The organism is Micromonospora sp. NBRC 110037, from assembly GCF_001652995.1.
Classification (GTDB): Bacteria; Actinomycetota; Actinomycetes; order Mycobacteriales; family Micromonosporaceae; genus Micromonospora; species Micromonospora chalcea.
In genome coordinates, this window is record NZ_BBVA01000002.1 from 465,909 (window position 1) to 486,478 (window position 20,570).

The following is a 20,570-nucleotide window of genomic DNA, read 5'->3' on the forward strand; positions in this document are numbered from 1 at the left end:
CGGTCCGGTCAGCGTCGCCACCGTAGCGGCCCCGGATGGATCGTCCACAGCACCTGTCGCCACCGTGACCGGGCCGCGCGCAGCGCGTCGGCGAAGCCGGCGCTCAGCCGTGCGGCCCGGTCCGCCTGTTCCGGCGTGACACTGCCCGGCGCGAAGCCCGCCTGGTTGAGCAGACCGGCCAGCTCGTCCACCGCTGCGCCGTCCGGGTCGCCGATCGCCGCGCCCTCTCCGGGCCGCGCCGCGCGGGCCTCGGCGAGCGTCCGGCGGGCCCGCTCGGCGACCTCCGCCGCCGCCAGGTCCGGCCCGACCGGATGCCCGGCCAGACGCAGCGCGTCGGTCAGCTCCCGCCACGCTCCCGCGACCCGTTCGCCCGGATCGCCCACCGCCAGACGGGAGCGGGTCAGCCGCCGGCGCATCGCGACCAGCGCCGCCAGCACCGCGCCGACCAGCAACACCAGTCCGCCGACACCGCCGCCGACCAGCGCCGGTGTGCCAAGCCCGCCCTCGTTGCGGCCGGGTGCGGGCGCGGCGGCCGGAGGCGTGGCGCTCGGCTCCTCGGTGGGCGCGGGCACCTCCGACGGCGGCGGGTCCTCCGGCTGCGGCCGGAAGTCCTCCTCCACCGGACGGGGCTCGGAGTCCGGGCGCGGCATCGGATCGAACGGCACCCAGCCGACGCCGTCGAACAGCACCTCCGGCCAGGCGTACGCGTCGGCCGCCCGCACCGGCCCGTCGCCGTCGGGCCCGAACCCGACCACCACCCGGGTCGGCAGGCCGGCGAGGCGGCCGAGCACCGCGAACGCGGCGGCGAACTGCTCCGACGTGCCCCGCTGCCCGCCGCCGTTGCGCGGCCCGAACAGGAAGAACGCCAGATTCGGGTACGCGTGCCCGCTCGGCGCGTCGGCTGTCACCCGGTAGTGCTCGGCGAGGAACGTGGCGATCGCGTCGGCGCGCGCGTACGGAGCACCGTTCGACTCGGCGAGCTGGGTGGCCAGCCGGCGCAGCGGTTCCGGGGCGCCGTCGGGCACCCGCAGCACCCGGGCCACCTCGTCACCGGCGGGCACGTTCGCCGTGGGCAGCAGGTTCACGTCCGGGCGCTCCCGCACCGAGGACACCTCGTACCGCAGCCCCGGTACGAGCCCTTCCGGGCGGATCAGCGTCCCGGTCGCCGGGTCGTACGCCACCCGCGCGCCGTTCACCTCGCGCGGCGTGGGCACCGCGGGCAGCAGCCGTCCGGTCAGGTCGCCGACGGTGATCTCCTGGCGCACCTCGTCGGTGGCCGCGTTCGGGGCCGGCTCGGTGGCGGGCAGGATCCGCCCCGCGTTGCGGTACGTGGCGCCGACCCGCCAGGTCACCCCGTCGTAGTCGCTGAGCACCGCCAGCCGGATCCGCGGCGCCCCGCCGTCGCCCGCGCCCGCGACGGTGCGCACGTCCAGCAGCCGCTGGTCCGGGTTCAACGCCCACCCGGAGATCCGGATCAGCGGGTTCTCGTCCAGCGACTCCACCCGCGGCGGCTCCACGTAGCGGCGCGGATCGACCGGCCGCTCGTCCACCTGGGCGGCCACCACCGGGGCGAGCAGCGCCGCCAACGCCACCACCACCGTGAGCCCGGCCGCGCTCGCCGCCACCAGCCGCAGCCGCACCGCCGCGCGTACCGCCGGGGTCAGACCGGCGACCGGATCGGGCGCCGGGCCGTCGCGACGCCCCGGCGTCGCCAGGCCGGCCGCCGCGACCGCCGCGAACACCACCGTCGGGCCAATCGCCGGATCCGCATTCGGCCCGACCACGTAGAGCGCACCGGCGTAGAGCAGCGCCGGCGGCAGGTAGCCCAGCAGCACCCGCCCGGCGCGCAGCGCCACCTCGGCGGCGGTCAGCCCGGTCAGCCACGCGGCCACCACCGGGACCAGCACCGTGTCCGGGGCCGGCTCGACCGGAATCATCGCGGTGAGCAGCCGGGGAATCGCGTTACGGGCGGCGTCGGCGGTCACCTCGCCCAGCCCGCCCGGCAGCGCCGCGTGCGCGGCGGCCAGCCGCAGCGACAGCAGCGTCCACCCGGCCATCGCGGCCACCGACAGCGGCGCCACCAGCCAGGACGGCAGCCGCCGCGCGGCCACGCCGACCAGCACCGACCCGAGCGCCGCGCCGGCCATGAGCCGGGTCAGCAGCGGATCCGCGTACACCCGGCCAAGCACCACGCCGGAGAGCGCGACCAGCACGATCAGCGCGGCCGGTACCGGCACGGCCCGCAGCACCCGGACCGCGCGTTCCGCCGCCGGTTGGGTCCGTGGCGGCGTCACCACCGGCGGATCCCGTCCCACTCGGCGGCGAACGCCGCGCCGTCCGCCGCGTCCAGCACCGTGAGGCCCGTCGCGCCGGCCGCCGTCGGCCCGTCCGTGCCGAACATCCCGACCACCACCGACGGGTACGCGCCGCGCAGCGCGCCGACGTGCCCCAGCTCGTCGCGGCCACCCGGCCCGGTCAGGAAGACCAGCGTGTCACCGAGCCGGTCCCGGCGCAGCCGCCCGGTCGCGGCCGGCAGCACGTCCGGCCCGGCGTCCGCCAGCTCCACCGCGGCCAGCCGGTCCAGCGGCCCGGCCGCGCCCTCCGGCTCCACCTCTCCCGGTACGACGAGCAGCAGCTGCACCGGCAGGTCCTCCCGCACCGCGGCGGCCACCACCGACGCGGCCGCCTCGCACGCCGACTCGAACGACTCCGCGACCCCGCCCACCCGGCCCGGATGCGCCGACGCGCGGTTGTCCAGCACCACCACCAGGCGCGGCAGGCTGGTGTCCACGTTCTCCCGCACCATCAGCTCACCCACCCGGGCGCTGGTGCGCCAGTGCACGCGGCGCAACTCGTCGCCCACCACGTACTCCCGCAGCGAGTCGAACGTGATCGACCCGTGCGGCACGCTGTCGGTGCGCCCGTCCAGGCTGCGCCCGGCACCGGTGGGCACCGCGGACAGCGGATGGATGCGCGGGTGCACCCACACCGGCACCGTGCCGCCGTAGCCGCGCGCCAGCGCCACCAGGCCCAGCGGATCCCGGCGCACCACCCGCAGCGGCCCCACCGGCACCACCCCACGCCGGTGCGTCGGCACGTCGTAGCGCACCACCGTGTCGCGGCCCGGGCGCAACCGCAGCAGCGGCACCGGCACCAGCGCCCCGGCGCAGCGGTCCTCGGCCACCAGGTTCGCCGCCCGCAGCCGACCGGTGTTGCGCACCGTCAGCTCCATCGCCGCCGGCTCACCCCGGGCCACCCGGTCCGGGTCGGCCCGCCGCGCCACGCTCAGCCGGGGCCGCCAGGCCGCGTTCACCACGCCGTAGCCGACCGCCACCCCGGCTGCCGCGCCCAGCACAGTCAGCTCCGGGTACGCGTAGCGGAACCCCACGCCGAGCAGCACCAGGGCGGCGACGAGCAGCCCGATGCCACGGGCGGTGATCCCCACGCTCAGCCGTGCACCGGCGTGGCCTGGCCCGACGGCAACGGCACCGGCACCGACGCGACCGCTTGGCGCAGCACCTCGGCGGACGTCACACCACGCACCTGCGCGTCGGGGGTGAGCAGCAGCCGGTGCGCGAACACCGGCTCGACGAGCGCCTTCAGGTCCTCCGGCATGATCCAGCCCCGGCCGTCGATGAGCGCGTACGCGCACGCCGCCCGGGTCAGCGCGATCACGCCGCGCGGACTCACCCCGACCCGCACCTGCGGATGGGTACGGGTGGCAGCGGCCAACCGCACCGCGTACGCGTACAACGGCTCGGCGATGTGCACCCGCCGGGCCATCTTCACCATCTCGCCCACAGTGGCGGTGTCGGTGACGGCGGTCAGCGAGTCGGGGGAGCGGACCGTGGCGCCGCGCAGCACCTCCACCTCGACCGCCTCGTCCGGGTAGCCGACCGACAGCTTCACCAGGAACCGGTCGAGCTGCGCCTCGGGCAGCCGGTACGTGCCGTCCATCTCCACCGGGTTCTGCGTGGCCACCACCAGGAACGGCTGCGGCACCGGATGCCGTACGCCGTCCACCGTGACGGTGCGCTCCTCCATCACCTCCAGCAGCGCCGACTGCGTCTTCGGCGACGCCCGGTTGATCTCGTCGGCGATCACGATGTTGGCGAACACCGGCCCCGGGTGGAACTCGAAACCCCGGCTGGCCTGGTTGAAGATCGTCACCCCTGACACGTCGGAGGGAAGCAGGTCCGGCGTGAACTGGATCCGCCGCCACTGCCCCTTCACGGTGGCCGCGATCGCCCGCGCCAGCGTGGTCTTGCCGACGCCCGGGACGTCCTCCAGCAGCACGTGCCCCTGCGCGAACAGCGCGGTCAGCGCCAGCCGCACCACCTGCGGCTTGCCCAGCACGACCGCGTTGACGTTGTCGGCCAGCCGGGCGGCCAGGGCGGCGAAGCCCTGCACCTCCGGCTGGCTGAGCGGTTCGTGCGTGTTCACGGATGCGCCTCTCGGGGTGGTGCGGTCAGCAGGTGGGCAGCAGGTTGATGTCGTCGCCGCCCTCCAGGTTCAGCCAGGCCCACGGGATGTAGGTCTTGCCCTTGTACTCCACCTGGATCCACCAGGTGCTCTTCTTGTTGTTGTTGTAGATCCAGGCGTCCACTTCCTCGCCCTTGGCCTTGCAGTACGTGCGCAGCCGCCGGCCGTCCGGCACCCAGCCGGCCTGACGGTCGTTGTCCTGCCGGGTGACCTCGAAGATCTCATTGCCGTTGCGGCCCGGCACGTCCTTGTCGCAGTACGTCCGCTGGTCGCCGTCCGGACCGTTCTTGCAGGTGGCGATGCCGTACACCGGGTCGGTGGTCTGAGCGCGGCTGGCCGTGCCCTTACCGGCGGCGTTCGATGCGGTCAGCGTCACCGTGTACGCGGTACCCGGCGTCAGCCCGGTCACCCGCAGGCTGGAACAACTGCCGCTCGCCGTCTTCCCACCGGTCGCCGCCGTGCAGGTGGCCCGCCCACCACCCGCGTCCACAGTGAACGTCACAGTCACCGACGTGGCGTCCGCCGACGAGCCGGTCACCGTGATCCGCGGCTCGGCCACCGTCCGCGCGGTGGTGCTCGCCTCCGGCCCGGCGCCCGCCTCGTTTACGGCCTTGACCTTCACCGTCACGTTCTGGCCGTTGCCCAGCCCGCCCACAGTGGCCCGCACGTCGGTCACCTCGACGGACTTCCCGGCCGCCTCCACCACGTACTTCGTCACCGGCCGGCCGTTGTCCACCGCCGGGGACCACTGCACCGCGACCGTGCCCGGCTGGTCGGCGACAGTGGACGCGCGCAGCTCGCCGGGCGCCTTCGGCGCCGTGAACGGCACCACCGTGTTGCTCACCGGCGACGCCTTCGACCCGGCGCCCTTCTCGCTCACCGCCGTCACGGTGAACGCGTACTGGGTGCCGTACTCCAGTTGCCCGGCCGCCACCACCAGCTCCGTCTTCGCCGACTCGCCCGCCGGGGCGCTCGCGCCCGCCGAGGTCGCCGTCACCGCGTACTTCGCGATCTTGTTGCCCTGGCCGTCGGCCTCGGGCCAGCTCACCCGCACCGTGCCGTCCGGCCGCGCCTCGGCGGTCACCGACGCCGGCGGGTCCGGCACCTCAGCCGTCGGCACCACCGGGTTGCTGCGCCGCGCCGGCCCCTCACCCTTGGCGTTCACCGCGTGCACCGAGAACGTGTACGTCTCGCCGTTCGTCAGGCCGGTCACCTCCAGCGACCGCTGGTTCGCGCCGACCTGGCGGGTCTGACCGGCGCCCTCCACCACGTACCTGGTGATCTCGGCGCCGTTCGACGCCGCGGCCTGCCAGCTCACCCGCGCCGAGGCGTCACCGGCGGCGGCGGTGACCGACTTCGGCGCGCCCGGCTTGGACACCTTCGGCTTCTTCGGCGGGGGCGGCGGCGGAGCCACCGGCGGCGGATCCCCGCCGAGCACGTCGTTCGCGTACTTGTCGACCTCACGCACCTGGTTGCGGTCGTCGACCACCTGCGCGGTGGACGAGTCCGGCGGGTTGATGAACAGGTGGTTCTCGCGCACCTCCAGCTCGACCGGACCGGGGCGGCCGGCGCCCTTCACGGTCTGCACGAGCTGCCCCTCGGCGTCGAACGCGTAGACCGTGCCGGTCGTCTCGTCGGCGCAGTAGAACCGGCCCGCCCACGCCACCGCCGGGCTGAGCCGCACACCGTCGCCCGGCACCGTGAACCGCTTCACCTCGCGGCTGTCCCGCACCACGTGCACCGACCGCTCACCGGGAACCGTCACCGGCACCTGCTGCCCGCTGGTACGGGTCGGCAGGTAGCCCGGCGCGGTCATGGTCAGCTCGGCCCGCGTGGTCCGGCCGCCCACCACCGTCACCAGCGACGCCGAGGTGCGGTCCAGCACCGCCACGCCCTCGTCCAGCGTGGACACCACAAGCTCGTGCGCCGGCTCGGCCACGTCGTACGTCTCGACGCGCTTCGGGCTGAGCCCGGCGGGCGGCGCGTCACCGGGCGTCTCCGGCAGCTCGGCGGCGGTGACCGCCGAGACGGTGCCCTCGCTCGGCACCGCGATCCACAGCTTGCCGGCGCCGTCGAACGTGCCGCCGGCGATGCCCGGCGGGTAGCGGACCGGCTCGCCCACCGGCGTCAGCGCCCGCGGGTCGAGCTGCCGGACGATGCCCTGCACCGCGTCCACCACGAACGCCGCGTCCTCGTGCAGCGCCACGCTCACCCCGAGCCCCGGCGCGGTCGGCGTGGTCGCGGTGATCTGCAGCGTCGCCAAATCCAGCGAGCTGACCTGGCCGGTCTTGAGGTCGCGCAGGATCAGCAGCCGGTCGGTCTGGGCCACCTGCATCTGGTGCCGCCGCCCACCCGGCACCTCCATCCGGGTGTCCACCCGCGCGGTGACGCCGTTGACCCGGGCCAGCTCGCCGCGGGTGGTGCTCCACAACCAGGAGGAGGCGTCGTAGCTCGCCACCGCGTTGTCCGCGGCGCCCAGCCCGAGCACCGTCAACCCCATCGCGGCCAGCAGCGCGGCCACCGTGCCGATGGTGACCAGCCCGCCCCGCATACGCGATCGTGGACGAGCCTGCTCCGGCCCGGTGCCCGTGACGTCCTCGATGGTGGTCACTGCCGGCTGCCTCCCCGTGTCGGTGGGGGAGGCGCACCCGCGCGAGGTCGACCCTCCCCAGAGCCGGGAGCCATCATAGGTGCCGCCCGGTGCCGGTGAAACCCGCACCGTCCCCCTGTGGACACCGAGCGTGGCGTCCCCGGACCGTCAGTTCGGCGTCGCGCCGCCCTCCCGGTCCGTGCAGACCTGACCCGAGGTCGAGTACGAATCGGTCGCGTAGACAGCCAGCACGGTGAAGCAGTAGTCCAGCTTCGCGCTCAGCCCGTTCACCGTGTAGCGGGTCTGCCCCGCGTCCACTGTGGCCATCACGCCGAGCTTCTGCCCGGCCCGGCCACCCGCCACCACGAACGGCACCCCGCCGTTCGTCGGGTCGGTCCAGGTCACCGTGACAGTGGTGGTGTCGTCCCGTAGCTGCAAGTCGCCCGGCGGCGGACCGGCCACCTTCGGCGACGCGGAACCGGACGCGGGCACCGGAGCCGGCGGCGCCGCCTCCCGGTTCAGCAACACCACGCCGACACCGACCGCCGCCACCACCGCGAGCACCGCGCCCCCGGCCACCAGGGCCAGCACCGTGCGGTTGCGGCCCGGCCGCTCCGGCTCCATCGGGTACGCGCCCGGCGGCTGGACCGGCGCCGGCTGGTGGAACATCGGCGGGTTCACCGGCCAGGCGCCCGGCTCCGGCTGGGCCGGCGGCTCGGGTCGCGTGGACTCGGGAAAGTCCAGCAGATCCTCGTAGATCGGCATCGGCCGGTTCCGTTCCGGCGCGTCCCCTTCCGCCTGTCCGGCCGCGTCGCCGGCCGTCGGCTCGTCCGGGTCAGGCCCGTCCGTGTCCTGCTCGGGGTCGGCGGGCCGGTCGACCGGCTGGGACGGGGCGACACTGCTCCACGGCGGCGCGACCATGCCCCACGGCGGCACGGAGCCGCCGCTGACCGGCGCGGCGCTGACGGGCGCCGCATGTGGCTGGCCGGCCAGTGACGGGTAGTCGCCGTGACCGGGTGGTCCGCTGACCGGTGGTGGGTAGCCGCTGACCGGAATTCCGCTGATCGGGTACGCGGCCGCACCGCTCACCGGTTGCCCCGGTGGGCCGCTGACCGGATGCGTGGGCGGCGCGCTGACGGGATGCGGCGTGGGCGTGCCGATGGACGGTGCGCTTGCCGGCGGCGTGGGCGTGGACGGTGAGCTGGTGGGTGGTGCGCTGGCCGGGGGCCCGCTCATCACGGGTGCGTCGGCTGGAGGTCCGCTGCTCTGAGGACCGTCCACCGGAGGCGCACCGACCGGGGGTCCGCTGACGGACCCGGATGCCGCAGGATTGGCCGTGGTGCCGGTGGCCGCTGTCGCGGCTTGGCGCTCCGACTCCTCCTCCAGCAGCGGGCCGATCTGCTGTACCTGGATCGTCGGCTTGTCCCATCCCGGTCCACCCGGGACGGTCGGTGGCGTACCCGTGCCGGGGCCGCTCGCGTTCGCCTCGATCGCTGCGGGATGGACTTCCGAGGCTGCTGCCGTTCCGGTCCCGGCCGTACGGTCCGTGGCGGCGTTCGGGGGAGCGGCTGCGGCCTCGGCCACCGGTTGGACGGCTGCCGGCCGTGGCGGCACGGGGGTCGGCGGAGCGACAGTGACTGCCGGCGGTGGTGGCAGGACAACGTTCGCCGGTGCGGGGATGCTCGGTGCCGGCGGCAGGACGGTCGGCGGTGGCGGTGGCGGCACGACTCCCGCCGACGGCATCCGCGACGGAGGCGGGGTGACGGACGCTGGAGGCGCCTCGGCGCTCGGCCTCGCGGGTGGCGGCGGGATGACCGGCGGGGGCGGTAGCGGGGACGCCGGGCCGGGTACGGGCGGCGCCACCGGCCGCCCGTGCACCGGCGTCCCGGCCGCGGACGCTGTCGTCGGCGTTCCAGCTGTTGCCGTCGGCGTTCCGGGCGCTGCTGGGGGCACCACGGCACCGGGGACCGCCGGCGGCGGTGGTGGGGCGACCGGAGGACGGGGCGGTACCGGCGTCACTCCGGGGGCGGCGGGCTGCCGACCGTACGTTCCGGGTGCGACGGGGGTGACACCCTGGGCCGGGGGGACCGGCCGGACACCGGGAATCTGCGGGGCCGCTCCGGCGGCCGACTGCGGCGTCAGCGGGGTGGTGGGTTCGGCGGGCACTACCGGAAACCGGGAGGTCGCTTCCTCCGAGATCGGCGCGAAGCGGGTCGTCGCCTCCTCGGACGGCGCAGAGGGTGGCGAGGGCGGCGCCCACGGGCTCGTCGAGCCGTCCGGCCGCACGGCGGGATGCTGGCGCGGCGGGACCGGAGGGGCGGGCTGCGGGGGAGTGCCCTGCGGGTTCGGCACGGGATACGGCGACTGCACGGCGCCGGGCGCCGGGGACGCCGGGCCGGGGCGGGGCGCCCACTGTGCGCCGGATACCGGCGCAGCCGCGGCAGGCGTCCCCGGGGCGGCGGGGCGGGCCGGTGCGGGCGGGTACGGCGGCGGGATCGCCGGCAGCGACACGGTGGGCTCGGACAGAGCGGGACCGGAGTGCCCGGGGGAAACGGGACCGGGTTGGCCGGGCAGGACCTGTCCAGGCTGTGCGGGCACGACCGGACCGGAGTGCCCCGGCAGAGCCGGGTTGGGGGGTCCTGGCAGGGGCGGACCGGAGTGTGCCGGCGGGGCCGGGCTGTGGTGTGCCGGCGGGGCCGGGCTGTGGTGTCCCGGCAGGGACGGACCGGGGTGCCCGGGCAGGGACGGACCGGGGTGCGTGCCGGCAGCGGCGGCGAAGCCGCCGGGAGGTGGGCCGTAGCCGGCGGGAGCGGCGGCGGAGCCGCCGAGGTACTGGCGGGCTGCGCGTACCGCGGGGTGGTCCGGACCGAGCACGGCGGACCCGGCGGTGGCCACGCGGCTGTAGTTGCGGCGGGCCTCGTGCCGGTTGCCCAGCTCCTCGGCCACCCCCGCGAGGTCGAAGCTGAGCGCGAGCATCAGCGGGTCGCCGTCGCCCCGGCGGCGCTCGCCGGCGGCGTAGGCCTCTTCGAGTACGCGCCGGGCGGCGGCCGGGTCGTCGGCCTCGCGGTGCAGCCGGGCCAGCAGGTGACCTGTGGCCAGGACGTCCTGGTGGTCCTCGCCGTACGCCGGGCGGGCCGCGACGATCGCGTCGGCGAGCAGGCGGCGGGCGCTGGTCAGGTCGCCGGCGGCCCGCATCGCGAGGGCCTGGTGCTGGGTGGCGATCAACGGGGAGGGGTGGGACACGTGAGCAATGCTGCCCGGAATCGTCAGTTGCGCGCTACCCACCCGATTGTTGTGGCCTCTGACCTGCGCAAACGCGTGGCGTTGGTGCTGATGTGCATGATCGTTCCGGGCCGTGTACAGTAATGCCCCGTGCGGCCCGCCAGGCCGGCCGATGCGGTGAGATGATCACCTTGGCCGACCGGGTAGGCTGGTACGTGCAGGTCCGGGTGGCGGAATGGCAGACGCGCTAGCTTGAGGTGCTAGTGCCCGTATAGGGCGTGGGGGTTCAAGTCCCCCCTCGGACACCAATTTGCAGCATCCATGCTGTGTTTCGCGTACTGGTGGTCAAGCGCACTTGACCACGCAACTCTCAGCGCAGCGGCTCCCTCGATCGACCATGTCTCGATCGGGGGCGATTGTCGTGGCTGATCGTGCTGTGGCTCCCGTCATCCCGCCGGTGATGCTGGCCGACCGGGGGCAGGAGTCCCGTCGCCCCCGTGGCGGAGCGCTTCGCCGTTCGCTGTTTCCCCTGCCGGTGCTGCCGACGCCACGCGCCGGCACGATGGTGTACGGCCTGGCGGCCATCGACAGCAGCGGCAGGATCGCCGACCGCACGGTCGTCCGTGCCCTCGGATGGGGGCCGGGCACGCGGCTGCACATCCGCGAGGGCTCCGGAGTGATCGTCGTCCGGTTGGACCGGCAGGGCGTTTTTCCTCGACATGGGCGCGAGCTACTCCGTTTCGGGCCTGCGTTACCTGCCCCGGCAGGATGGCGGCTCCGGCGCGGTCAACGGACGCATCGGCCAGTACGAGGTGTACGTCAGCACCGACGGCACCAACTGGGGAACGGCCGTGGCCACTGGCGCGTTCGCCAACGGCGCGAGCCAGAAGGACGTCCGGTCCACCGCGAAGACCGGGCAGTACTCGCGACTGCGTGCCGTGAGTGAGGTCGCCGGCAACCCGTGGACGTCGGCCGCGGAGATCTACGCCCTCAACTGAGGCCCGTCCGTGCGTTCCCGGGGGAGTGACCGCACGGGACGGTAAGGCATGGGGTGGCCGCCACGGAGCGGGCACCCCATGCCGTTATGAGCCGGCTGCGCCCCGGTGCCAGAGGAAAAGGCGCATACGAACACCAAGTATCGGTCCGCTGAACAGGGATGACATGGTGCACTCCCGAAGAGTCGACGACTTCCGGAGTCAGTCTTCACCGAGCGGCGGCATAGGTCGGATCCTTGATCTGGCAGGGATCGGGTTCACGACTGCCTCGGGTGCCCGAGGGCTCCTACGCTGAAATTTGTGGAAGATGTCGATGACGCCCGCGAGCTCGTTGAGCAGCGGATGCGCGCCACGGGGTTCGAGGAGGACATCCTCGACAAGGTCTTGGATCTGCTGGAACGCTTCGACACCGATCGGGAGAAGCTGTTCGAGGAGATGCTCTCCAAGCTGGAGCAACCGGGCTATGACGGCCTGACCGACCGGTGGGAGACCAACTGCGAGCAAGCCGAGGCGCTGATGGAGCGCCTCGAATCGGACATCCGGTCGGTGCTGGAGGACAGCCAGGCCAACGCGATGTCCGTCGACGAACGGTGGACCGCGGTCGGCCCGCGTGACTTCCTCGCCGGGGAGCGCAAGATCTGGGCGCAGGTCGCCCGGCTCGACGTGCCCGAGGTCGCCACGTTGATGAGCAAGGTCCTGGAGGCCGACCTCGCGCTCATCAAGAAGTGCGAGGAGGACCTCAAGAACGCGCGCAGCAACGACGCGATCGTCGAGCAGCTGCTCCTCAAGAACTTCGGCTCCATCCAGGACACGGTCAAGAGCCTGCTCGTCAAATACCTCCCGACCTCGGGCGCCCGCTTGATCGTCCTCTTCATGAAGGACCCGTCGTCCAAGGAAGCCGCCAACGAGGCGATCAAGAACTTCGAGAAGCTCACCGCGGAGAACCTCATGGCGGCCAAGCAGAAGCGTGCCGCGAAGCAGACGGTGGTCGACAACATCAAGCTGCTGACCGCGGCCCGCGAACAGCTCGACGAGGACTGGATCGACAAGCTCTTCGCCCGCGGCGCCGAGGCGGCGGGGAACTGGCGCGGCATCGGCGCGTCCGGCGACTACCGGGCCACCGACTGGGACTGGATGAAGGAGAACGTCCTCGACCGAGGGCTCGACACGCGGGCCGAGGCGGCCAAGGAGCAGTCCCGCAAGCTCTACGACGAACTCTTCCCCACGCTCGTGGAGGAGAGCACCAACGCCTTCGCCCAGCTGACCGATGATCCGGGCACGCTGGCGAAGTTCAACGAGGAGCTGGAGAAGGCCTCGGAATCCCTGGAGTCGCTGCTGGCGACCGAGGAGGAATACGTCAAGGACCTGGCCGAGGGACCCTACAAGCAGACGGGCCTCGCCGCGTTCGCACAGGTCAGAGACGCGGTCAAGGTGGGCTTCAAGCTGCTCGCGGACAAGACGGAGGAAGCCGACGACGAGGTCAAGAAGTCATGACCGATTTCTTCGTCGCGGCGGGCGGCCCGGTCGGCGACGGCACCCGGGCCCGGCCGTTCCACGACCCGTGGCTCGCGCTGCGGCAGGCTGCGCCCGGCGACCGCATCCACATCGCGGCGGGCACCTATACCGGGCGCGGCGAGCGCTCCTCGTGGGTCGTCGACACCCCCGAGCTGACCCTGCTCGGCGGATACAGCCCCGACTTCGCCCGCCGTACCCCCTGGCAGACACCGACGGTCTTCGCGGCAAAGACCGGCCTGCGCGTCCCGAACGAGCCGAACATGCTCCAGGGCATCGGCGGCCACGACGGCCTCGTCCTGGACGGGCTGTTCTTCGACGGGGCCGGGCGCGACGACTACGACGAGCAGGGCGGCCTGCAGCGCGTCTCCTACGGGGACGGCCCGCTGGTGAGCCTGCGCGGCGAGCGCATCACCGTCCGCGACTGCTGCTTCGCCAACGGCAGCTCCGGCGCCGTCGAGCTCGGCGGCGACTCCGTGGTCTTCGAGAACAACATCGTCGTCAACTGCGTCGGCCTCAGCCTGCTCACCGTCCGCGACGGCGCCCCCGAGACCCCGGCCGCGGTCAGCCGCAACACCTTCGCCTTCGCCCACGACGACTCCGACCCACCGCGCGGCTCCGGCGCCGACCGGGCCGTCGGCGTACGGGTCAACGGCGCTGCCGCGATCGCCGACAACGTGTTCGTCGGCTGCGGCAACGCGGCCGTCGCCTGCCTGCGCGACGTCGGGCAGATCGCCATCGAACGCAACCTGTTCTTCGCCACACCGCGCGACATCGTGCGCAGCCGGGTGCCGGGCGCGGAGGCCGAGCTCACCGAGGAGTACGCCGCGGAGCTCGAAGACGTCGGCCTGCGCTCGGCGGCCGGCAACACCGTCGGCGACCCACAGCTGACCGGGCTCCCGGCGGCGTGGCTCGACACGTACACGGTGGACGTCGCCGTCACGTACGAGCGCCCGCCGATCGCCGCCCTCAACGCGCTGCGGAAATCGGCCGGCCTCGGCGAGCTGCCGTCCACATCGGACCACGATGTTCAGCGGCCCGTCATGCGCCGGCTCGCCCCGGCCGAGGTGCTCGCCCTCGCGGTCGGCGCGGCGCCGGGCGCGCACCCCGCCGACCTGGCGGCGCCGGAGCCGTTCACCGAGCCCCCGGCCGGTCCGGTGTACCAGGCCGTCGACTGGGCGCGGCTCTACGAGGCCGACCCGGCGCTCGCCGGAGCCCCGGTGCAGGTGCGGGCCGGGGTCGGCTTCGACCAGAACACGCAGATCCTCCCCGAGCTCGCGGAGACGCACATCGGCGTCGCCGTCTACGAGCCCGGCACCGACAACAGCCCGTGGTGGGCGCTCGCCCCGCGCTACGGCCTCGTCCATCATCAGACCGAGGAAGCCGTACGGTATTCGCGCGGCCTCGACGTCGAGTCCACGTACCTGCTCCGCGGCACGTACCGCCTCACGCCGCCCGGCGGGCGTCAGAGCGCCACCATCGTCCTCGACTCCCTCGCGCCCGTGCTCGACGTCACGGCCCCCGAGCCGCCCCGGCCGGCCGGCCGCGACTGGTTCGTGCGGGCCGGATCCTCCGGCGGGGACGGCAGCCGCGAGGCGCCGTTCCGCGACCCGTTCCAGGCCCTCGAAAAGGCCGCCGAGGGCGACCGCATCCTCGTCGCCGCAGGTGAGTACACGGGCCGCCTGCGGTCGGGCACATGGCGCATCCCCGTACGCAACCTGACGCTGCTGGGCGGGTGGGACGCCGAGTTCGCCGCGCGCGACCCCTGGCGACACCCCGTGCGCTTCGTGCTCACTCCGGAGACCAAGGCGAAGGGCATCTTCGGCGATCCGGTGCTCACCGGCGAGGACTCGGGGGATTGCCTCATCCTTGACGGGTTCATGTTCGACGGGGCGACCTACAACGCGTACGCCGACAGCGGCGCCCTCGACGCGGGCCACTCCCAGTCGGCGGCGCTGCTCGACCTGCGCGGCGGCAGCGGCGGCATCACCGTGCGCAACTGCGTCTTCGCCAACGCGGCGTACTGCGCCGTGCAGCTCAGTGCGGCGTACGGGACGTTCGAGAACAACGTGGTCGTCAACACGAGCGGCACCGCCGTCCGTGTCCAGGCACCCGGCGCGGGCCCCTGGACCATCCGCGGCAACACGGTCCTGTTCGCCGCCGACCCCACCGGCCGGGCCTCGACCGGGCAGTCCACGACCGGCTGCCTGCTGGACCTCTCCGGCCGGGGTGTCATGCGGGTCGAGGCCAACGTGCTCGCCTTCGCCGACAGCATCGCCGTCCGCGCGACCGTGCCCGACCAGAACCTGCTGCTCGACGGGAACGTGCTCGCCGCCAACCTGTACGCCGACCTCCACGACGGCCGCCACGTGCTCGTCGACGCCGAGAACCGCGACCGGGTGTTCCGCGACGCCCCGTTCGGCGCGCAGACCGGAACCCGGTTCGAGCTGCCGGCGGTGCCGGTCGACGCCGCGTACGCCGACCAGGCCGTCGGCCGCCTCTCGGCGCTGGCCGCCGCGATGCCGAAGGACGGGCTCAACGCCGCCGCGGCGGCGCTCGGCGTCTCGATCACGGCGCCGAAGACGGAGGCACCCGTCGAGGCGGCGCCCCCGGAGCCGAAGAAGGAACCGTCAGTGGCCGACCTGCTCGCGGACCTCGGCCGGGCCCGAAAGGCGTTCGAGGTGAAGGACGCGGCCCCGCCGGCCTCAGACACTCCGCTGTACTGCCCGGTCTATCCGGTCGAGGCGGCGCTGAGGCTGGCCCTCGACGCCCCGCCAGGCGAGCCCGGCGCCCACGCCCAGCCTTCATGATCGAAGAGCCCGACTCCACCGAAACCGGGGCGGTTCGGTGCCGGGTGACCGCCCATACCGTTGCCGCCACGAGCCGCGGGCGGCGCTTCAGGCGGAGGTGCGTTCCCGCCACGCCCGCAAGCGGTCACGCAGCCAGTGGTAGCTGGCCTTGGGCGTACGGGATCCGGTGGCGTAGTCGACGTGGGCCAGACCGAAGCGGGGCCCGTACCCGCGGGCCCACTCGAAGTTGTCGATGAGCGACCAGTAGAAGTACCCCCGCAGATCGAGCCGGTCGTCGACGGCGGCCGCACGGGCCGCCGCCGCCAGGTGCCCGGCCACGAACGAGATCCGTTCCGGGTCCGGCTCGGGTCCGTCCCGCAGGTCGGCGCAGCCGTTCTCCGTCACGTACACGGCAGGCAGGCCCGGGTAACGGTCCGCGAGCCCGGTCAGGGTGTCGAACAGCCCTTGCGGCTCCACCGGCCAGCCCAGGTCGGTGGTGGGCAACCCGTCCGGCCGTAGCTGCCGGACCCCGATGTCGAACGCGCTGCGCAGCGCCGGGTCGGGCTGCTCGTACGGGGCGTCGGCGACGTGGACCCGGTAGTAGTAGTTGACACCGAGGAAGTCCAGCGGCGTGGAGATCACCGCCAGGTCACCGTCCCGGCGGAACGACAGATCGCTCACCCCGGCGTAGAGCCGCTCGAACCCGGGCGGGTACGCGCCGCCCAGCACCGGATCCGTGAACTGCCGGTTGAGCATGAGGTCCTGCCGATCCGCCGCCGCCCGGTCGGCCTCGGTATCGCTGGCCGGCACGGCGGGGGAGAGGTTGAGCGTGATGCCGACGCGCGACCGCGGGCCGGCGGCGGACCGGACTGCGGCGACCGCCCTGCCGTGCCCGAGCAGCAGGTGGTGGGCGGCGGCCAGAGCGCCATGTCCTTCGGCGGTGCCGGGAGCGTGCCGGCCCTCCGCGTAGCCGACCATCGACGAGCAGTACGGCTCGTTCAGCGTGATCCAGTCCTGGACCCGGTCGCCGAGGATGCCCGCCACCGCGGCGGCGTACTCGGCGAACCACTCGGCGGTGTCCCGTACCCGCCAGCCACCCTCGTCCTCGAGCGCCTGGGGCAGATCCCAGTGGTACAGCGTGACGAACGGCCGGATGCCGTGCCCGCAGAGGGCGTCGACGAGCCGGTCGTAGTAGTCGAGGCCCCGTCGGTTCACCGCGCCCCGCCCGGCCGGCATGACCCGTGGCCAGGCGACCGAGAAACGGTAGGCGTCCACGCCGAGGCCGGCCAGCAGGTCCACGTCCTCCCGCCAGCGGTGGTAGCTGTCACAGGCGACCGATCCGGAGGTGCCGTCGTCGACGGCCCCGGGGCGGCGGCAGAAGGTGTCCCAGATCGACGGCCCGCGGCCGTCCTCGTCGACCGCCCCCTCGATCTGGTACGCCGCGGTGGCGGCGCCCCAGATGAAGCCGGCCGGCAGGTCCGGCAGCTCGGGCAGGTCCGGCCGGGTTGCGGCCGCGGCGGCGCCTTGGGATGTGGTGGTCATCCCTTCACCGCCCCCTGCATGATGCCGTCGACGAGATGCCGGCCGAGGAGCATGAAGACGACGAGGATCGGCAGCGTGGCGAGCAACGTGCCGGTCAGCGTCAGGGTGTAGTCGGTGGTGTAGCCGCTGGCCAGTGCGGAGAGCGCCACCTGCACGGTCGCGTTGTCCTGCAGCACGACCAGCGGCCAGAAGAAGTCGTTCCACGCCTGCATGAAGGTGAACAGCCCGAGCACCGCCGCGGCGGGGCGGGCCGCCGGCAGGACGATGTGCCAGTACAGGCCGAACGTGCTGGACCCGTCGACGCGGCCGGCCTCCAGCAGTTCGTCGGGCACGGCGCGGCCGAGGTACTGGGTCATGAAGAAGACGCCGAACGCGGTTACCAGCCCGGGCACGATCACGGCGGTGAGGCGCCCGGTCCAGCCGAGGTCGGCCATCAGGATGTACAGCGGGATGATGCCGAGCTGGTGCGGCACCATCGAGGTCGCGATGGCCACGACGAGAAGCGCCTTTCGGCCTCGGAACCGCAGTTTGGCGAAGGCGAACCCGGCCAGGGTCGAGAAGAACACCACGGAGACGGTGATCGAGCCGCTGACGATGAAGGAGTTCACCAGGGCCCGGCCGAAGTCGGTCGTGTCGAACACGCGCGCGATGTTGTCGAAGAGGTGCCCGCCGGGCACCAGGGCCGGCGGCACCTTCGTGACGGCGTCGCTGGTCTGCGAGGACACGACGATGGACCAGTAGAGCGGGAAGACCGACCCGGCCACGACCGCCAGCAGGGCCCCGTAGCTCCAGACCGAGGCCTTGCGTGGGTACCCGAAGCTCCGGCGCCGGTGGGACCGGCGTGGCGGCGGCGAGGGTGTGGTGCCGGTCTGTACGGGGTCCGCGAGGGTGGTCACGGCGTTCTCCTCAGTCCTCGTCCTTGGCGATGCGCCGGGTGAGCAGGAAGTTGATGATCGCGAAGATGGCGATGACCAGACAGAGCGTCCAGGCGACCGCCGAGGCGTAGCCGAAGCGGAACTCCCGGAACCCCTGCTCGTACATGAACAGGGCGACGGTCTGGAACTGCCGGTCGGAGCCGCCGGTGGGCGTCTGGGAACTGGCGAACAGCAGGGGTTCGGCCATGATCTGCAGGCCGCCGATCGTCGAGATCACCGTGGTGAAGATGATCGTCGGCCGCAGCATCGGGACGGTGATCCGCCTGAACTGCTGAGCCTGCGACGCGCCGTCGAGGTCGGCGGCCTCGTACAGGTGGTGCGGAATCGCCTGCATCGAGGCGAGGTAGATGAGGGCGTTGTAGCCGGTCCACCGCCAGGCGACGATGAACGAGATGGCCAGGTGGGAGCTCCAGGTGTTGGCCTGCCAGTCGATCGGGCCGATGCCGACGAGGCCGAGCGCCCAGTTGACCATGCCGAAGTCGCGGCCGAAAAGTTGGGTGAAGACGATCGTCACCGCCACGATCGAGGTGACGTTGGGCAGCAGCACGCCCATCCGTAGCGCGGTGCGGGCCCGCAGCCGGTGGTTGAGCAGGTGGGCGATCCAGAGCGCGGCGAGCAGTTGCGGCACGGTGGACAGCACCCAGATGCTGAGTGTGTTGCCCAGGGCGTTCCAGAAGTACGCGTCCTGCAGCATCTCGCGGTAGTTCGCGAGGCCGACCCAGCGGTGCGACCCGGAGTCGAGCAGGTCCCAGTCGTTGAACGAGACGTACGCCGTGTACAGCAGCGGGAACAGCCCGAACGCGCCGAACAGCAGGAAGAACGGCAGGATGTAGAGGTAGGGCGAGCCCTTGGTGTCGAGCCGGCTCAGGCCGGCCCGCCGGGCCTGGTGGAGGTAGGTGGCCATCGTCGATCCTTCGTCGCCGGGCGCCGCCGGCGGTCAGGGGCGACCGCCGGCGGCGCGGGTCGAGTTACTTGGCGAGGCGCTCGACGTCGCTGACCATCTGCTTCCAGGACTCGTCGGAGCTTTGCTTGCCCTGTTCGATGCGGACGAGGGCGTCGCGGATGGTGGTCTGCACGTCTCCGGCTCGCGGGCCCTGGTACTGGGGCTTGAGCTGCTTCGCCGCGGTGGTGAAGAGCTGGCCCACCGGTGCGTTGTTGAAGAAGGCGTCCTTGTACTGGGCAATGTCGGGCTTGTCGTACAGAGCCGGGATGGACGGCAGGTTGCCCCGCGCGGTGAACACCTTGGCCTGCTGTTCCGGGGCGGTCAGCCACGCCGCGAGCTTCTTGGCCTCCTCGATGTGCTTGCCCTGCTTGGGAACGGTGAGGTACGAGCCGCCCCAGTTGCCGCCGCCGCCCGGGACGCTCGCCACGTCCCACTTGCCGGCGGCGTGCTTCGCCTGGTCCTTGATCTTGGTCATCATCCAGGCCGGACACGCGATGGTGGCGAACTGGTCCTTCGCGAAGCCGTTGTTCCACTCCTGCGAGCTGCCGATCAGCTTGGCCGACAGGTTGCTCTGGATCGCCTTCACCGTCAGGTCCCAGGCCTTTCGGACATCGGGGCTGGTGCCCACGACGATGGCGTTGTCCTCGTTGTAGTACCCGACCGGGGCCTGGCCGATGATGGCGTTGAACAGTTGGCCTCCGCCATCGAAGAAGGCGCTGCCGGCCGGGGCCTTCGCCGCGTACCGCTTGCCGAACTCGATGTACTGGTCCCAGCCGCTGCCCCAGGCGGCCGACACCTGGTCGCGGTCGAAGGGCATGCCGGCCTTCTCGAACAGGTCACGCCGATAGCAGATGGCCAGGCCGCCGACGTCGGTGCCGTACCCGATCTGCTTGCCGTCCTTGGCCAGCGACGCCGCCCACTTCCAGTCGAGGTACTCGGACTGGCGGTCCTTGCCCAGGTCGACGAAGAGGTTGCCCCGCTCGCGCATCTGCGCGATGAAGCCCGTGTCGACGCCCTCGATGTCGCCCGCGCCGGAGCCGGTGGCCAGGTGGGTGATCAGGTCGCGGTGATGGTCGTTGTAGGCGGCCGTGCGCTCCTGGATCGTGATGTTCGGGTGCGACTTCTGGTACTCGGCGTACAGGTCCTGGTACCCGAAGTTGCCGAACAGGTTGACGTTCAGGGTGATCTTTTCGTTGCCGCCGCCGGAGCCTCCCTCGGTGCCGGTGCCACACGCGGTCAGCAGTACTCCGGCGGCCAGGGTGGCCGCCGCCAGTCGCAACAGTCGTTTTGGGTGCATGCCAGGGAACCCTTTCGTGCGATGTAACCGGTTACCTGAAACCGGTTACATTGTCGGCGAAGCGATGGTGGTGGGGGTGGGTGGAGTTGGATGAAGATCGGATGCCGGCCGAGTTGCGGGTGACCGCCCGGCGAGCGCCCTTCCTGGGAAGTGTGAACGGGTTCGGCTAGGGGGTGTCAAGTTACGAAACGATAACGTTCGATGCGGGTTGACCGGCGGACATCGCTGGCGCTACGGTCGTGAAACCGGTTACAGAGAAGGCA

At 72.8% G+C, this 20,570-nt stretch carries 12 protein-coding genes, 1 tRNA gene and 1 pseudogene; 4 read left to right on the plus strand and 10 right to left on the minus strand.

The features are described 5' to 3' along the window. Positions 1–8: 8 nt before the first annotated feature. From A4R25_RS02125 to A4R25_RS32195, 6 genes and pseudogenes are all read right to left on the minus strand, one after another. Positions 9–2,297, minus strand: coding sequence for a transglutaminase domain-containing protein (locus A4R25_RS02125; RefSeq protein ID WP_064446432.1), 2,289 nt, complete (start codon positions 2,295–2,297; stop codon positions 9–11). Then, entirely contained in the window at positions 2,291–3,445 is a 1,155-nt protein-coding gene (locus A4R25_RS02130) for a DUF58 domain-containing protein (protein WP_064445402.1), read from the minus strand. Before A4R25_RS02130 ends, A4R25_RS02125 begins: the two co-directional genes overlap by 7 nt. A gap of 2 nt (positions 3,446–3,447) precedes the next feature. Beyond that, positions 3,448–4,443, minus strand: a complete 996-nt coding sequence (locus A4R25_RS02135; RefSeq protein ID WP_064445403.1) for a MoxR family ATPase — start codon at positions 4,441–4,443, stop codon at positions 3,448–3,450. Positions 4,444–4,468: 25 nt separating this feature from the next. Then, the gene (locus A4R25_RS02140) at positions 4,469–7,033 is read right to left on the minus strand and encodes a fibronectin type III domain-containing protein (protein ID WP_197494871.1); all 2,565 of its coding nucleotides are present in this window, start codon (positions 7,031–7,033) and stop codon (positions 4,469–4,471) included. Between the two features lie 207 nt (positions 7,034–7,240). Further along, the gene (locus A4R25_RS02145; RefSeq protein ID WP_231915478.1) at positions 7,241–8,161 is read right to left on the minus strand and encodes a fibronectin type III domain-containing protein; all 921 of its coding nucleotides are present in this window, start codon (positions 8,159–8,161) and stop codon (positions 7,241–7,243) included. 1,980 nt (positions 8,162–10,141) lie between these two features. Continuing rightward, positions 10,142–10,267, minus strand: a pseudogene (locus A4R25_RS32195) (hypothetical protein); the annotation flags it as partial. A gap of 248 nt (positions 10,268–10,515) precedes the next feature. Between A4R25_RS32195 and A4R25_RS02155 the strand changes: the two are divergent. The 4 genes from A4R25_RS02155 to A4R25_RS02170 all read left to right on the plus strand — a co-directional run bounded on the left by A4R25_RS02155 (position 10,516) and on the right by A4R25_RS02170 (position 15,611). Then, positions 10,516–10,602, plus strand: a tRNA-Leu gene (locus A4R25_RS02155). A 411-nt stretch (positions 10,603–11,013) separates the two neighbouring features. Beyond that, complete coding sequence (locus tag A4R25_RS02160) at positions 11,014–11,292, plus strand: discoidin domain-containing protein (RefSeq protein WP_064445406.1); 279 nt, start codon at positions 11,014–11,016, stop codon at positions 11,290–11,292. 297 nt (positions 11,293–11,589) lie between these two features. After that, positions 11,590–12,783, plus strand: a complete 1,194-nt coding sequence (locus A4R25_RS02165) for a hypothetical protein (RefSeq protein WP_146074920.1) — start codon at positions 11,590–11,592, stop codon at positions 12,781–12,783. After that, positions 12,780–15,611: a right-handed parallel beta-helix repeat-containing protein gene (locus tag A4R25_RS02170; RefSeq protein ID WP_064445408.1), complete on the plus strand. Its 2,832-nt coding sequence runs from the start codon at positions 12,780–12,782 to the stop codon at positions 15,609–15,611. Before A4R25_RS02165 ends, A4R25_RS02170 begins: the two co-directional genes overlap by 4 nt. Positions 15,612–15,698: 87 nt before the next feature. Here A4R25_RS02170 and A4R25_RS02175 read toward each other — a convergent pair whose 3' ends face one another. From A4R25_RS02175 to A4R25_RS02190, 4 genes are all read right to left on the minus strand, one after another. Beyond that, the gene (locus A4R25_RS02175) at positions 15,699–17,132 is read right to left on the minus strand and encodes a GH1 family beta-glucosidase (protein WP_113972408.1); all 1,434 of its coding nucleotides are present in this window, start codon (positions 17,130–17,132) and stop codon (positions 15,699–15,701) included. Then, entirely contained in the window at positions 17,129–18,028 is a 900-nt protein-coding gene (locus A4R25_RS02180; RefSeq protein ID WP_043329848.1) for a carbohydrate ABC transporter permease, read from the minus strand. The genes A4R25_RS02175 and A4R25_RS02180 overlap by 4 nt, the downstream gene beginning before the upstream one ends. A 10-nt stretch (positions 18,029–18,038) precedes the next feature. Then, positions 18,039–18,971 carry a carbohydrate ABC transporter permease gene (locus tag A4R25_RS02185; RefSeq protein ID WP_030500465.1) on the minus strand — a complete coding sequence of 311 codons (933 nt, stop codon included), beginning with the start codon at positions 18,969–18,971 and terminating at the stop codon, positions 18,039–18,041. A gap of 64 nt (positions 18,972–19,035) precedes the next feature. Then, entirely contained in the window at positions 19,036–20,307 is a 1,272-nt protein-coding gene (locus tag A4R25_RS02190) for an ABC transporter substrate-binding protein (RefSeq protein ID WP_043329850.1), read from the minus strand. Positions 20,308–20,570 lie beyond the last annotated feature (263 nt).